16 protein-coding genes are annotated in these 14,995 nt (G+C 32.4%); 7 read left to right on the top strand and 9 right to left on the bottom strand.

Annotation, left to right across the window (positions count from 1 at the left end):
• The first annotated feature begins 25 nt into the window (after positions 1 to 25).
• The 4 genes from mreC to rodA are packed head-to-tail and all read left to right on the top strand — an operon-like array spanning position 26 to position 4,545.
• On the top strand, positions 26 to 850 hold the full coding sequence (mreC, locus tag CLU81_RS15080; RefSeq protein ID WP_099710561.1) for a rod shape-determining protein MreC: 825 nt from the start codon (positions 26 to 28) through the stop codon (positions 848 to 850).
• Entirely contained in the window at positions 843 to 1,349 is a 507-nt protein-coding gene (locus tag CLU81_RS27115; RefSeq protein ID WP_099710560.1) for a rod shape-determining protein MreD, read from the top strand. The genes mreC and CLU81_RS27115 overlap by 8 nt, the downstream gene beginning before the upstream one ends.
• Entirely contained in the window at positions 1,346 to 3,295 is a 1,950-nt protein-coding gene (gene mrdA / locus CLU81_RS15070) for a penicillin-binding protein 2 (protein ID WP_099710559.1), read from the top strand. Before CLU81_RS27115 ends, mrdA begins: the two co-directional genes overlap by 4 nt.
• 14 nt (positions 3,296 to 3,309) lie before the next feature.
• The gene (gene rodA, locus CLU81_RS15065; protein WP_099710558.1) at positions 3,310 to 4,545 is read left to right on the top strand and encodes a rod shape-determining protein RodA; all 1,236 of its coding nucleotides are present in this window, start codon (positions 3,310 to 3,312) and stop codon (positions 4,543 to 4,545) included.
• Positions 4,546 to 4,840: 295 nt separating this feature from the next.
• On the opposite strand, the gene CLU81_RS15060 is transcribed toward rodA, so the two are convergent.
• The 6 genes from CLU81_RS15060 to xrtF form a co-directional block, all read right to left on the bottom strand.
• Positions 4,841 to 5,521: a DedA family protein gene (locus CLU81_RS15060; RefSeq protein WP_099710557.1), complete on the bottom strand. Its 681-nt coding sequence runs from the start codon at positions 5,519 to 5,521 to the stop codon at positions 4,841 to 4,843.
• Positions 5,522 to 5,650: 129 nt separating this feature from the next.
• Complete coding sequence (locus CLU81_RS15055; protein WP_099710556.1) at positions 5,651 to 5,995, bottom strand: heavy-metal-associated domain-containing protein; 345 nt, start codon at positions 5,993 to 5,995, stop codon at positions 5,651 to 5,653.
• A 29-nt stretch (positions 5,996 to 6,024) separates the two neighbouring features.
• Complete coding sequence (locus tag CLU81_RS15050; protein WP_099710555.1) at positions 6,025 to 8,031, bottom strand: TonB-dependent siderophore receptor; 2,007 nt, start codon at positions 8,029 to 8,031, stop codon at positions 6,025 to 6,027.
• 115 nt (positions 8,032 to 8,146) lie between these two features.
• A complete protein-coding gene (locus CLU81_RS15045) occupies positions 8,147 to 8,545 on the bottom strand; it encodes a hypothetical protein (protein ID WP_099710554.1) in 399 nt (132 codons plus the stop codon).
• A gap of 46 nt (positions 8,546 to 8,591) precedes the next feature.
• Complete coding sequence (locus tag CLU81_RS15040) at positions 8,592 to 9,038, bottom strand: exosortase F system-associated protein (protein WP_099710553.1); 447 nt, start codon at positions 9,036 to 9,038, stop codon at positions 8,592 to 8,594.
• Positions 9,028 to 9,564: an exosortase family protein XrtF gene (gene xrtF / locus CLU81_RS15035; RefSeq protein ID WP_099710552.1), complete on the bottom strand. Its 537-nt coding sequence runs from the start codon at positions 9,562 to 9,564 to the stop codon at positions 9,028 to 9,030. Before xrtF ends, CLU81_RS15040 begins: the two co-directional genes overlap by 11 nt.
• A 72-nt stretch (positions 9,565 to 9,636) precedes the next feature.
• Between xrtF and CLU81_RS15030 the strand changes: the two genes are divergently transcribed.
• From CLU81_RS15030 to CLU81_RS15020, 3 genes are all read left to right on the top strand, one after another.
• Entirely contained in the window at positions 9,637 to 10,092 is a 456-nt protein-coding gene (locus CLU81_RS15030; RefSeq protein ID WP_099710551.1) for a GAF domain-containing protein, read from the top strand.
• 165 nt (positions 10,093 to 10,257) lie between these two features.
• A complete protein-coding gene (gene rpsO, locus CLU81_RS15025) occupies positions 10,258 to 10,524 on the top strand; it encodes a 30S ribosomal protein S15 (RefSeq protein WP_099710550.1) in 267 nt (88 codons plus the stop codon).
• Between the two features lie 163 nt (positions 10,525 to 10,687).
• On the top strand, positions 10,688 to 12,823 hold the full coding sequence (locus CLU81_RS15020; RefSeq protein ID WP_099710549.1) for a polyribonucleotide nucleotidyltransferase: 2,136 nt from the start codon (positions 10,688 to 10,690) through the stop codon (positions 12,821 to 12,823).
• Positions 12,824 to 12,924: 101 nt separating this feature from the next.
• Here the strand turns inward: CLU81_RS15020 and CLU81_RS15015 are convergent, their stop codons facing one another.
• From CLU81_RS15015 to CLU81_RS15005, 3 genes are read right to left on the bottom strand one after another with little or no spacing between them, the layout of a single operon-like run.
• The gene (locus CLU81_RS15015) at positions 12,925 to 13,527 is read right to left on the bottom strand and encodes a CDP-alcohol phosphatidyltransferase family protein (RefSeq protein WP_199174571.1); all 603 of its coding nucleotides are present in this window, start codon (positions 13,525 to 13,527) and stop codon (positions 12,925 to 12,927) included.
• Positions 13,528 to 13,542: 15 nt separating this feature from the next.
• Positions 13,543 to 14,160: a hypothetical protein gene (locus CLU81_RS15010; protein WP_099710547.1), complete on the bottom strand. Its 618-nt coding sequence runs from the start codon at positions 14,158 to 14,160 to the stop codon at positions 13,543 to 13,545.
• 3 nt (positions 14,161 to 14,163) lie between these two features.
• Positions 14,164 to 14,907, bottom strand: a complete 744-nt coding sequence (locus tag CLU81_RS15005; RefSeq protein WP_099710546.1) for an LA_2272 family surface repeat-containing protein — start codon at positions 14,905 to 14,907, stop codon at positions 14,164 to 14,166.
• Positions 14,908 to 14,995 lie beyond the last annotated feature (88 nt).

The raw sequence follows: 14,995 nt of genomic DNA, 5'->3' as shown, positions 1-14,995 counted from the left end.
CTGAAACAAAATAACCAAACAAGAAATGCAGCAAATTTTTAATTTCATTATAAGAAACAGTAATCGATTGCTGTTTTTGCTGCTTTTAGGTATTTCGTTGACTCTCACAATTCAATCGCATTCCTACCATAGAAGCAAAGTAATCAGTTCTGCCAACTTTTTGAGCGGTGGTGTTTACGAAAGAATCAATCGTGTTAATGAATATTTGAATCTAAAAACTGAAAATGACGAACTTGTATTGGAAAATGCAAGGTTAAAAAGTTTATTATTCAATAAAGAAGACACTACAAAAATACCTTTGGCCGATAGTATAAAAGGAGTAAAACCTGCGGATATTATTGTTTCAAAAGTTATCCATAACTCGTATAACACGCACGAAAACTTCATTACTTTGAATTCAGGAGCAAATGAAGGCGTTAAACCGGATATGGGTGTAATCAACAGTTTAGGAATTGTTGGAGTTATCGACGATACTTCTCCAAGATATTCGACTGTTGTGAGTATTTTGAATATGAAATCGCAGATTAACGCCAAAATTAAAAAATCAAATCACTTTGGTTCTTTAACCTGGGACGGAAAAAGCACAGGATTTGTTCAATTAGAAGACGTTCCAAGATTAGCTTCTATAAGAAAAGGCGATACAATTGTTACAGGTGGACAATCTGTAATTTTCCCGGAAGGAATCAATATTGGTACGGTTGATAAAATTTTCATCAAGAAAAACACAAGTTACTATGTTATAAACGTTAAACTATTTAACGACATGACAAACTTAGGACATGTTTATATTATCAAAAGTAAGGACAGAGAAGAACTTATTAATTTAGAAAACAAGGAAAAAGATGAATAGCGCTTTGTTAGTCAATATTTTTCGATTTATTATGTTACTAACAATTCAGGTTGTTATTTTCAATAATATGAACTTTTTAGGGTATATAAGTCCCTTCCCATACATCCTATACATTATTTTGTACCCGGTAAACAGCAACAGAACTGGTTTAATCATTTCTAGCTTTTTACTTGGATTAACAATGGATATGTTTTGTAACTCGGGCGGAATTCATGCGACAGCGTGTTTAATATTAGCGTATTACAGACCGTATATTTTCAAATTCTCATTTGGATTGAGCTACGAATATCAAACTATCAGACTAAACGAATCATTAACTCCAGAGCGATTTTCATTTATTTTAGTTTCTGTTCTATTACATCACATTGTATTGTTTATCCTCGAGGCTTTTCAATTTAAGTTTATTTGGGATATTTTACTGAGAACTTTGTTTAGCTCGATATTTACAATAATCACTTCAATCATAATAATATATCTTATTAAGCCCAATAAAAGATGAGAAAAGTTCTGCTGCCCTCTTTAATTATTATTGCAGCATCTTTGCTAGTGATTAGGATATTCTATTTGCAAATTATTGACGATTCCTTCAAATTGAAATCAGAAAATAATGCGATAAAAAAGAAGTATGATTATCCTGAAAGAGGTTATATCTATGATAGACATGGCAAATTATTAGTTGCCAATCAAGCTTCATACGATATAATGGTTATTCCAAGAGAAATCAAAGAAGACCTTAATGTTAACGAATTCTGCGCTTTATTAAACATAACAAGAGAAGAATACGACAAAAGAATTGCAAAAGCAAAAGTCTATAGTCCAAGACTTCCTTCTGTATTCCTGGCACAATTAAACAAAAATGAATTTGCCGCTTTTCAGGAAAAAATCAGAAAATTTGAAGGTTTTTACTTCCAGAAAAGATCACTTCGTGATTACGAAGTAGATTACGGTGCTAACATTTTTGGTTTTATCACACAAGTAACCGAAGGTTTAATTGCCAAAAACCCCTATTATAATAGTGGAGATTTAATTGGACAACAAGGTGTAGAACAAAGCTACGAAGAAATTTTACGCGGAATCAAAGGTGTGAAATACATTCAGAAAGACAAATACAATAGAGAAATTGGCTCTTATAAAGAGGGTAAATATGATACTATTGCTGTTGCCGGAGAAGATATTAACCTAACAATTGATGCTGAACTCCAAAAGTATGGAGAAGAATTAATGATCAATAAAAGAGGCGGAATTGTTGCTATTGAACCTAAGTCAGGAGAAATTCTGGCATTAGTTACCGCACCATCTTATGATCCGGGTATTCTAGTTGGAAGACAAAGATCTAAAAACTATACTCTTTTATATCATGATTCGATTGCAAAACCTTTATATGATAGAGGACTTTTGGCAGAATATCCTCCAGGTTCACCATTTAAGATTTTAACTGGTTTAGTAGCATTACAAGAAGGTGTAATTAATGAGCAAACTACATTTATGTGTCACCATGGATTTAGTTATGGTCGAGGTCGCTTCATGAAATGTCACGGTTTTGGTCCTCACCAATTACATAACGGAATCTACAATTCTTGTAATACCTATTTTGCACAATCGTATATGTTAACTATCAACAAATATAACGATCCGGCAAAAGCGGTGGATATCTGGAGCAATCACGTAAAAAGTTTTGGTTTAGGTCAATTTATGGGATACGATTTACCAATCGGTAAAAGAGGAAATATTCCAACTTCTAAAACATACAAGAAAATCTATCCTAACGGAGGCTGGAGAAGTACAACAATTGTATCAAATGCTATTGGCCAAGGAGAAGTTTTGATGACTCCAATTCAATTAGCTAATATGATGGCAACAGTAGCCAATCAAGGTTATTATTACACACCTCATATCATCAAAAAGATTGAAGGAAAAAAAATAGATGCTAAGTTTACAACAAAACACGTTACTACTATTGACCAGAAGTACTTTCCACCGGTTATAAGCGGTTTATTTGACGTATACAACAAAGGTACTGCTTATGCACTTAGAGTAGAAGGTATTGATATTTGCGGAAAAACGGGTACTGCCGAAAACTACGCAAAAATTGATGGAGTAAGAACGAAGCTTAAAGATCACTCTATATTTGTTGCTTTTGCTCCAAAAGACAATCCGAAGATTGCAATAGCAGTAATGATTGAAAATGGAGGTTTTGGTGCCACAGTTGCGGGACCAATTGCGAGTTTGATGATCGAGAAATATTTGAGACATAAAATCACAAGAAACGACTTAGAAATTCGCGTTTTAAACAAAAGCTTAGCAAGCGAATATGCAAAACTTGGCGGAATGACTGCAGCTAGTGCGATTGAATCTACTCCAAAAGACTCTGTCATGAGAGCTAAAATCGTAAAACCGAAAGTAGAAGTGAAAAATATACCTGTAGACACCACTAAAGAAAATTAACAAGATTATTTCAAATGAAAAATCAAAGTGTAAAAAATAACCTGGACTGGATAAGCGTTTTTATCTACATTGCCTTGGTGACATTAGGGTGGCTAAATATTTATTCATCATCACTATTATCGACTGAAGGAACTTATCAAAAACAATTAATTTTTATTGGTTGTACTATTCCTTTGATTTTTGTCGTGCTTTTTGTTGACGGAAAATTTTATGAAAAATACGCCAGTATAATTTTTGGAGTTGCTTTATTATCTCTAGCCGGATTGTTCTTGTTTGGAAAAACTATTGCCGGTCAAAGATGCTGGTATGCTATTGGAAGCTTTACATTACAACCTTCTGAATTTGCAAAAGCCGCTACATCATTGGCATTAGCCAAATATTTAAGTGATACTCAGATCAATCTAAAAGAAACAAACAGGCAAATTCAGGCATTGGCGATTGTGTTTTTGCCCGTATTATTGATTTTACCTCAGCCCGATCCGGGAAGTGCTTTGATCTATAGTATATTTATCGTTGTATTATATAGAGAAGGACTACCATCTTGGTACGTTTGGACTGGTTTTATTACTATTCTTTTATTCGTATTAACACTCGTTTTAGAACCTTATGCCGTTATTTTAATCGCTTTTGGAGTATTGGCAATCATACATTTTAAAGGCAGAGTTGTCGATCGAAACATTCTTCTAAGCGGTATTTTACTAGCTATTATTTCGGCTTTTGTACTATCTGTAGATTATGTTTTTGATCATATCTTTAAACAACACCACCGCGATCGTTTCAATATTTTACTTGGAAAAAGTGTTGACATGAAAGGTATTGGATATAATACCAATCAATCGGAAATTGCAATTGGATCAGGAGGCTGGATCGGAAAAGGTTTCTTAGAAGGAACACAAACCAAAGGAGGATTCGTTCCTGAACAACATACAGATTACATCTTTACCACGGTTGGAGAAGAATGGGGTTTTGTTGGTTCATTAGTTGTAATTGCGCTTTTTGTTGGTTTATTTTTAAGAGTAATTTATCTTGCCGAAAGACAAAAAACAAAATTCAGCAGGGTTTACGGTTACTGTGTAGCTGGAATTCTATTTACCCACTTTTTTGTAAATATCGCAATGGTTATTGGAATTTTCCCAACAATTGGAGTTCCTCTGCCCTTCTTTTCTTATGGAGGTTCCGGACTTTGGGGATTCACGATTTTACTGTTTATCTTCTTAAAAATGGATGCCAATAAAGTAAATGAATGGTAAACTTTTGAAAAAGTTAAATTCCAATATCTGAAATTCCAAATTCCAAGCTTAAAAAAGCTACATTTTAAAAACAGAAATTTCAGTATTTTAAAGTTGCTTTTATTACCCCCTTAAAAGCACAGCAACTTCGTTTAAAGAATAATAAATTACACAAACATAGCCCAAGGTTTCAACCTTGGGTAACGAATGATAATAAAAGCATATCATTTCGCAGCGTTTAAAATCATACAGAATTCAAATATAAAAAAAGTCCGAAGATTAAACTTCGGACTTTTTTTATACTTTATTTTATTAATTATACATTTTCACTTGGTCTTTTCTTCATAAGCTTAAGAAGAACCGGAAATGTAGATATAATTATAATAATTACAATAATATATTCTATATGTTCTTTTAAATCTATTCCTTGCTTCAAGAACACACCATATAAATAATGTCCTGAAAAGATCAATATAAAAGACCATAAAAAAGAACTTAATATATTGAAGAACATAAACTTCTTTTTATCCATAGAAACTATTCCTGCGATGATTGGCGCAAAAGTTCTGAAGATTGGCAAGAAACGCGCGTAAATAATTGCTTTTCCACCATATTTTTCAAAGAAATCTTTCGACTGCAACAGGTATTTCTTTTTAAACCAGAAAGTATCTTCTTTTTTAAATAGATAGTAACCACTTTTGGCTCCGAACCAGTAACCTGTCATATTTCCTAAAACTCCCATAACTGCAACCAGAAACGAAAGCAAGAATACATTAATAAAATCACCTGGAATGTGTATTACATTTTCAATTAAATCACGACTATAAATACCTGCCAAAAAAAGCAAACTATCTCCCGGTAGAAAAAAACCTGCAAAAAGTCCTGTTTCGGCAAAAACGATAAACAAAACAATATATAAACCAATTTGAAAACCGCCAATACTTAAGGTAATATAAAATTCAGGGTTGACTAATTGAGTCCAATCAAAATTATTCATAAAATGAGGTTGGTTACATTTATAAGTTCGTGAAAGTAACAATAATTTACTTTAACCACAATAAAATACGGTATTTTAAAGATAAATTAACTATTAAAAAAGCCCAAGTTATACTTGGGCTCTCTATGTTTATTCTTCTCTTACATATTTACAACATGAATGCAAATTAGCATAATCAGATTCCGTTGCTTTAACTTCTTTAGTATCATGCCCTACCTTGGCAATTGCTTTGTTTAAATCTGCTGGCGACGATTTTTCTTCGTTTAGAATTACCGTTAATTGATGTGAACTTATATCCCAACTTGCCGTTTTAACTCCCGGAACACCAAACGCAGCTTTTTCGATACGTTTTTTACATTGCTCACAATTACCATTTACTTCTGTAGTATATTTCAAATTCTTGTTTTTCTTAGTTTGGGCTTGTGCCGAAAATCCTAAAAAAGTAATTAATGCGATTAAAAGTATATTTTTCATTTTGTCTATTATTAGAGTTTATAAATTTATTATTTTATTTTAAATCGTAATCCTGCGTAATACATTTGTCCAAAAATTGGCGCATATGCTACAGAAGCATCAAAATTAGGTCCAAATGGATCTTCGGCACCCAAAATTGCTTTCTGTTGTTTGTAATTTCCAATATTTTCTCCTCCAACATATACTTCAAAAACAAGCGAAATTACTCTTGTAACCTGCATATTCATAACAGCATATGATGGCGAAAAATCCGGAAACTGATCTTCTACAGGATTTGATGCCGTATAAGGTAATTGTTGCTTTCCTGACCAATTAAAGGTATAATCAAACTTCCATTGTTTCCCATTGTTCAACTGAGTTTCGTATTCCAGATTCCCTAAAAAACGATGTTTTGCCTGCAACGGACGCTGAAAAGTTCCTCTTAAATAATCGGTTTGAATATCATAATATTTATAAGCTGTTCTCAAATTTAAATTATGAATCAACTCATAATTGAATTCAAACTGAAAACTATTCGCAAATGAACTTCCTTTTAGATTATAAAACAAAACTTCTTGTGGACTTTGCATTAAATCTACAACGGCCTGATTTTGGAAATCGGTTCTGTAGAAATCAAATCCTGCTTCGGCATTTTTATTGAAAATTTTAAATTTCTGAGAAAAACTAACGCCGTAATTCCAGGCAATCTCAGGATTTAGTCCATAAATTTTTCCGCTATTATCTAAAATAGAAAATGTTCTGGAACTTGCAAAAAGCTGTTGATTCTCAGCAAAAATATTAGCCGAACGTTTTCCTCTTCCCGCAGAAAATCGGATAACTCCATCTTTCCAAGGATTGTATCTCATATGTAAACGCGGTGTAACAAAAAATCCTAAACGATTATGATTATCAACTCGTCCTCCAAGAATTAAGCTAAAGTTATCTGTATTATCATATGTATATTCAAAGAACGCTCCAACTGAATTATCAATTCGACTATAATCAGTTACGTTCACAAATTCCTGATATTGGTCATACGTAAAATTCAAACCTGTCGAGAACTTATGCTTCGTATTATTTATAATCGAATTGAAAATTAAATTCGAATAAAAACTATTTTGCTTAATGTCATACAAATTCAATCCAAAATAAGAGTTTTGATTATGACTATTAAAAGCGTTCTGAAAACCGATACTTTGATACGGCATATCTTTAAAAACGTATCCAATTTTTGTCGAAACATCAAACCTTTCTGTATTGATTTCTGAACCCCAATGATTAGTTGTTCCGCGATCTCTGTCTTTATCAAAGTCAACTTCTCCGGTTTGTTTTTTATCATTCATATATCTGAAATTGATAAAACTCACCAAACCACTTTCGGCATCATAATATTGATAACGGTTTAAAACGTTGATTTGTTTTCCTAAAGGATTATCCAGAAAACCATCATTATTCATATCGTTTTTTGCGACACGGGCATTTCCATGAACAAACAAACTTGTCGCCCATTTATCAGATAACTTTTTATTGAAATGTGTATTTACTTCAAACCTGGCATCGGTAGAACCATAAACATTCAAAAAGAACGGAATGTCATTTAATGGTTTTAAAAGCTCAGTATTTATTTGGCCTGAAATACTTTCGTAGCCATTGATTACACTTCCGGCTCCTTTAGTAATCTGAACACTTTCGATCCAGGTTCCGGGAGTAAATGACAATCCATAAGCTTGAGAAGCTCCACGAACCGAAGGAATATTCTCTTCAGTAATCATTAGATACGGACTTGTAAGTCCCAACATTTTTATTTGCTTCGTTCCTGTCAAAGCATCAGAAAAATTGACATCGATTGACGGATTTGTTTCGAAACTTTCGGCCAAATTACAACATGCCGCTTTAAGCAATTCTTTACTTGTAATTACGGATGTATTTGAGGTAAGTGTATAGGATTTTTTTATTCCTTTTTGCTTCTTTGTGATTTTAACTTCCTCTAAATCTTCTTGTGAAAAAGCAGAAATAGAAAATAAAATCATACAAAAAAGCATGATATTTTTTTGCATAAAAAATGATTTTAATGTTAATTAGAAAAACTGTTTTATAGAAATTCTCCTTAAATGAAAAATAACTAAACAGTATAGTACAAGCCAATAAACGGCTTGATTCTAAACATTAAAATCAGGAATAAAAAATGTATTGATTGTATAATTTAAATAACGGCGGCGCATTCGCATCAGAATAATACGAAGTAATCTGATTGTTTTTGAAATTTGGAATTGATACAAAAACAATTGGTTTATATTCTTGAATTACCGCTGGAAAAGCTAATTGAAAAAAGAAAATCTTAAAAGTAGCATTATCCGATTTTTTTTCGAAATGGACTACTTTGTCTTTACAACAAGATGATTTCTTTTCATAATCTCCACAACATTTCTTCTCAGGAGAAGCAGAAGCTGTAGTATTTAATGAAACAGAAGCTATTTCGCCTCCGCAATAATGCACATCAAAAGCAAACCCGATGTTGGAAACCAACAATAGGAAAGCTAAGAATAATCCTGTGCACTTTTTTACATTCATACTGCAAAACTACCTAAAAAAGACTGAAAAAAGATTTAATGAAATGTTATTTTTTAAGATTTTGCTGCTGATAGTAAAATGCTGGAATAAATAACAATACAAATATTGGCTGAATTATAAATCGTCTTACATAAAAAAGAAGCCAGTTTGCATTTGGAAAATATTCGACAATCACAAAGAACATTACAAAAAGAAGTACCAGAAAAAAACCATACATATAGGTACTGAATTCCAGAATTTCGACATCCTGAAACAATGTGTAGATTAGTATTAAAGACAAAATACTATTTAGAATATATCGCAGAAAAAGCCCTATAAAAAGCTTAAAAGAATCAACTTCAGGAAAGGGCAAATTTTTAAATTCTTCTTTAAAGTAATTCAAAAAAGGATCATAAAACAATTGATCTTCAAAAGCTCTGATAACTCCAAAACAAAACACAACCAGAATCGAAACCAGGATTTTTAATTTGTGTTCCTTTAAATTATCTAGCATATTTTGAAAATTTATTTATCCAAATGAACCATAACGCAAATACTAACCCATATATAACTAAAGGAAAAAAGACGCCATGTAAAAAATGTGCATATTCCGGAAAACTATACGCCAGAATGACTAATAATGCAATTCGGATAACGTTAACAATATGAATTAGGAGAACTCCAAGTAAGATAAAAAGAAACGTTGGTTTAAATTTTCCTGAGAAGGCTACGACAAACGAAACAAACAAAATAACGACACTAACAGCATTACAACCTTCAATGATTCGTGTCATATATTTTTTATTATAAAAAACATCTAACCAGGAATCCGACAATTTTTTATCTATTTTAATATCACAATTAAACAATTGCATTAATTGTTCAACATTGCGACCTACAATTTTTGTAATTCCGTCAACATCATTTACCTGAAAACTATCCAAATACCACTTATAAATAAAGGTAAGTACAATATAAGTAACAAAAAAAGTACCTATAAAAATCAGAAAGGGTTTGAACTGTATTAAATATTTTCTCAAGTGGATTTTTTTTTCAAATTTATGTATTTTTTGAGTTTAGCTTTAAATACTTTTGTATAAAATTTTTATATCATGACATTTCAAGAATTACAACCAAAAATAAGCGCAATTGTAGCTGATACTAATACTCTTAGAGACGAAAAATTATTAGCCATTTGCCAACTATTAAATGCAAATGTAGAATATTATAACTGGGTTGGTTTTTATTTTGCCAATCACGAAAACAAAACCTTGCATTTAGGACCTTATGTAGGCGCAGAAACTGATCATACTGTTATTCCGTTTGGAAAAGGAATTTGCGGACAAGTAGCCGAAAGCAATGCCAATTTTGTGGTGCCTGACGTCGCTGCTCAGGACAATTATATTGCGTGTAGTTTTACTGTGAAATCTGAAATTGTGGTTCCATTGTTTGTGAACGGAGTAAATATTGGTCAAATCGACATTGATAGTCACGTAATTGATCCTTTTACAGAAGCTGACGAAAGATTTTTAGAATTTGTAAATCAGGAAGTTGCTAAATTATTCTAAAAAATAGCACCCTTAAACATTGATATAAGGAAGTTTTTTAGCCTTAATTGCTAAATCTTTAACTTTTTCAATCTTTAAATTTATTTTTTCGAAAAAAAAGTATTATTTTTGCACCGTCTTACAAAAGTTGTATGACATACATAAAAATCATTAAATAATATTGGAATGTATTTAAGTAAAGAGAAAAAAGAAGAGATTTTCGCACAACACGGTGGTGCAACAAACACTGGAAGCGCAGAAGGTCAGATTGCATTGTTCACGTACAGAATTTCACACTTGACTGAACACTTGAAAAAAAATCGTCACGATTACAACACTGAGCGTTCACTTGTACTATTAGTAGGTAAAAGAAGAGCTTTGTTGGATTACTTGAAAAAGAAAGAGATCAACAGATATCGTGAGATTATCAAAGTATTGAATATCAGAAAATAATCAATATAGAAAAGAGGTGCGAGAGTGCCTCTTTTTGTTTTTACATTACAAGCATTTTATAAGAAAAAAAGTTTGGTTTTTCATTGGGTTTTAGATTAACAACAACTACACACAACAACTACAACACAACTAAAACCCATTGTATAACCAATAAGGAAAAATTATGATTCCACAATTATTTGTAGAAAAGATCGATTTAGGTGATGGCAGAAGCATCACAATCGAGACAGGACGTTTAGCTAAACAAGCTGATGGTTCTGTAGTAGTAAGAATGGGCGACACGATGATTCTTGCGACAGCAGTTTCAGCTCGCACATCAAACCCAGGCGTTGATTTTTTACCATTGACAGTAGATTATCGCGAAAAATTTGCAGCAGCTGGTCGTTTCCCAGGAGGTTTCTTTAAGAGAGAAGCTCGTCCAAGCGATAGCGAAGTATTAACAATGAGATTAGTAGACCGTGTTTTACGTCCGCTTTTCCCAGATGATTACCACGCTGAAACACAAGTTATGATTCAATTAATGTCTCATGACGAAGAAGTTATGCCTGATGCTTTAGCTGGTTTAGCTGCATCTGCGGCATTAGCAGTTTCAGACATTCCTTTTTATAACTTAATTTCTGAAGTACGTGTTGCACGTATAGACGGAAAATTTGTTATTAATCCAAGCAGAGTAGACTTAGAAAAATCTGACATCGACATGATGATTGGTGCTTCTTTGGATTCTGTTGCGATGGTTGAAGGAGAGATGAAAGAAATCTCAGAAGCTGAAATGGTTGAAGCAATTAAATTTGCTCACGAAGCTATAAAAGTTCAAATTCAGGCGCAATTGCGTTTACAAGCTGCTTTTGGTAAAAAAGAAATTCGTACTTACGAAGGTGAGAAAGAAAACGAAGAAATTTACAAAAAAGTAAAAGCTGCAGCATATGATAAAATTTATGATATCGCTAAAGTTGGTTCAGCTAAACACGAAAGATCTGCTGCATTTGCTGAAGTAAAAGAAGAAGTAAAAGCTTTATTTACTGAAGAAGAATTAGCTGCTGATGGAGATTTAGTTTCTAAATATTTCTACAAAACAAACAAAGAAGCTGTTCGTAATGTAGTATTAGAATTAGGTGTTCGTTTAGATGGTAGAAAAACTACTGACATCAGACCAATCTGGTGTGAAACTGATTATTTACCAAGAGTTCACGGTTCATCTTTATTTACTCGTGGAGAAACTCAGGCTTTGGCAACTGTAACTTTAGGAACATCTAGAGAAGCAAACCAAATAGATTCTCCATCTGAACAAGGTGAAGAGAAATTCTACTTACACTATAACTTCCCTCCTTTCTCAACTGGTGAAGCAAAACCACTAAGAGGAACTTCAAGAAGAGAAGTTGGTCACGGTAACTTGGCTCAAAGAGCTTTAAAAAATATGATTCCTGCTGATTGTCCTTACACAATTCGTATTGTTTCTGAGGTTTTAGAATCTAACGGTTCTTCTTCTATGGCAACAGTTTGTGCTGGAACAATGGCTTTGATGGATGCTGGAGTTCAAATGGTAAAACCAGTTTCTGGTATTGCTATGGGATTAATTACTGATGGTGAGAAATTTGCTGTATTGTCTGATATTTTAGGTGATGAAGATCACTTAGGAGATATGGACTTTAAAGTAACCGGAACTGCTGATGGTATTACAGCTTGTCAAATGGACATTAAAATTGACGGTTTACGTTACGACATTATGGAGCAAGCTTTAGGGCAAGCACGTGAAGGACGTTTACACATTTTAGGAAAATTGACTGAGACTATCGCTGCACCAAGAGCTGATGTAAAAGCTCATGCACCAAAAATCATTACCAGAACTATTCCTGGAAACTTTATTGGAGCATTAATTGGACCTGGTGGAAAAGTAATTCAGGAATTACAAAAAGCTACAGGAACAACTATTGTTATCAACGAAGTTGACGAGCAAGGTGTTATCGAAATCTTAGGAACAGATCCTGCTGGAATTGAAGCAGTATTGGCTAAAATTAAGTCAATCACTTTCAAACCACAAATGGGAGAAGCTTATGAAGTAAAAGTAATCAAAATGTTAGATTTTGGAGCTGTAGTTGAATATACTGCTGCGCCAGGAAATGAAGTTTTATTACATGTTTCTGAATTAGCTTGGGAACGTACTGAAAATGTTACTGATGTTGTAAACATGGGTGATATATTTGAAGTAAAATACTTAGGTGTTGATCCTAAAACTAAAAAAGAAAAAGTGTCAAGAAAAGCACTTTTACAAAGACCTCCACGTGAGGAGAAAAAAGAGTAATCAGATCTTAGTTTACTAAAGGTTTATTCATAGAGAAATCCCGTTTCATTTTACTGAAACGGGATTTTTTGTATTTATGTCTTTTTCAAATATTAGACATTTTATCCATTAAACCATTTGTGTCTCTTGATTGATCTTCCTTCCCGGATTAAATAAGCGTGATAAGAACTAGGAACATCATGTGTCCATTCAGGTAAAAAATAAATAATCAGGTAAACATCAATATGCCCTACTATTCCAAAAAATACTGCAAGAAAAAAAGGAATTCCAGCGTGACCAAAACCAATCATAGAAACAAAAGCAACCAGCAATGTTATACCCCATAATTTAGATAAAAGTGCATGAGTGCAAGTCTCTTTTCCAAATTTCAGAATACTAAAAAGATAGGTCAAACCTTCCATTACAAAAATTGAAATAATAGCATATTTATAATCCATAATAATTTCAGGATTTAATAACCACGCGCACCAGCCTACACAAAGCCAAAAAATTAAATCTACCTGACTATCCATTCTACGTAATTTTTCTGACGAAACACCAACTTTCCGAGCAATAATACCATCAAAAATATCGGTTAACAATCCGAATATCATTAATGAAACTAAAATGATTCTAACATAGAGAAAATTACTATTCGCAATTAAAATCATTACGAAACCCAACAATAATCGAATGCTAATAAGTAATAAAGGAACTTTTTTCATTTTTATATTTTAAATTTATTGTCTGTAAACGATTCCAAACATTAAGCTTTGGGAACCAAAATTCTTTTCAACCTGATCATTAAACAAACCGTAAGGCGACCATTGATAATGACATTGCAATCCTGTATTTCTATAATTAAGTTTGATTCCTTGTGATAAATAAAATGTAGTCAAAACCTCTCTTGTATGTTCTCCATCACCAAATTCCAATTCATTTGGAGCATTATAAAAATTTAGAGCCAAGCCAATTCCTGAATTCCATTCTAAATTAAAATCTGTTTTTCGCTGAGATAACGGAATAACTTTTGCGAAACGAGTTCCGATATTTATCGCAAAATGACTTGATTTATATTGTACAATAGAATCCCGATATTTAAAATTAACATCTACAGGATTTTTAGGTATAAAAAAATTAAAACCAAAATCTACAAAATCTTCTCTAGTCAGTTTATTTCTGAACCAAAAGCCAAATGATGGTGATAAATCAAACTTATTAGAAAGCTTGCCTATTGGCTGTACAAAACCAGCTTCAACATAAACCCTCTCATATTCTTTAGACGAATCCTGAGATACTTCTTGGGCAAACGCAAATTCTGAAAATATAAGAATCAGCAGTAATAAAAATCTTCTCATAATTTACCAGTTTAAAAAAGGCATTGACCTTTTATTATTTATATTCCAAAGACCCAATTGAAAACCTTTTGAATTTGATTTATTAAAAACTCCAATCTGCATACCTCTATTAATTCTCGTTTGATTAAAAATTCCTAAGTGCAATCCAGTTAATTGATAAGATTGATTGTAAATTCCAACAGTTGAGCCCGCCAAACTATTATTAGCATTATAAATACCAATCGAAATTCCATTTTGATGATCGACAATTGTTCCTAAAACAGTAACCGAAAGTCCATTAAAATTTTTGAATTTATTTCCGGCAGAAATATTCAATCCGTTCATACTCGTTGTGGTAAAAAAGCATCCTGTACTAATATTTAGACCATTTAATTTTAAATCAGGAAAATAATTCATGTTCTTAATTTTATAATGATCCTCAGTATTATTAATACTATCCATTTTTTTATTGTTTTTAATAATTTCCGGGAGGTTTATTAATGACATAAAGCCTATAAAAGCTCCAGCGATTGGTGCCGGATTTGCTTCTACATTTATACCATTAATAGTTTGATTTGCTATACGTTTATTTTCAACATGCCCGATTCCCAATACAAGTCCGTTTACTTTATCAACTTTTTTAGACATTGGCGAAAGGCTGAAAATTTGAGAATGCAATTCAACAGAATCATTTTCAATTAGAACTGAATTCTGACCGTAAGAACATCCAAAAACAAAACTTAGAATTACTAAAATTGATGTTTTCATAAAATCATTGTTTTAAAATTACAGGACAAACCTATTGCAATTATCACACACGAATTTGCTTAAATCAATAAAACTATTTCCTATATTT

Source organism: Flavobacterium sp. 9, from assembly GCF_002754195.1.
Classification (GTDB): domain Bacteria; phylum Bacteroidota; class Bacteroidia; order Flavobacteriales; family Flavobacteriaceae; genus Flavobacterium.
This window is presented reverse-complemented; position numbering and strand designations above follow the sequence as displayed.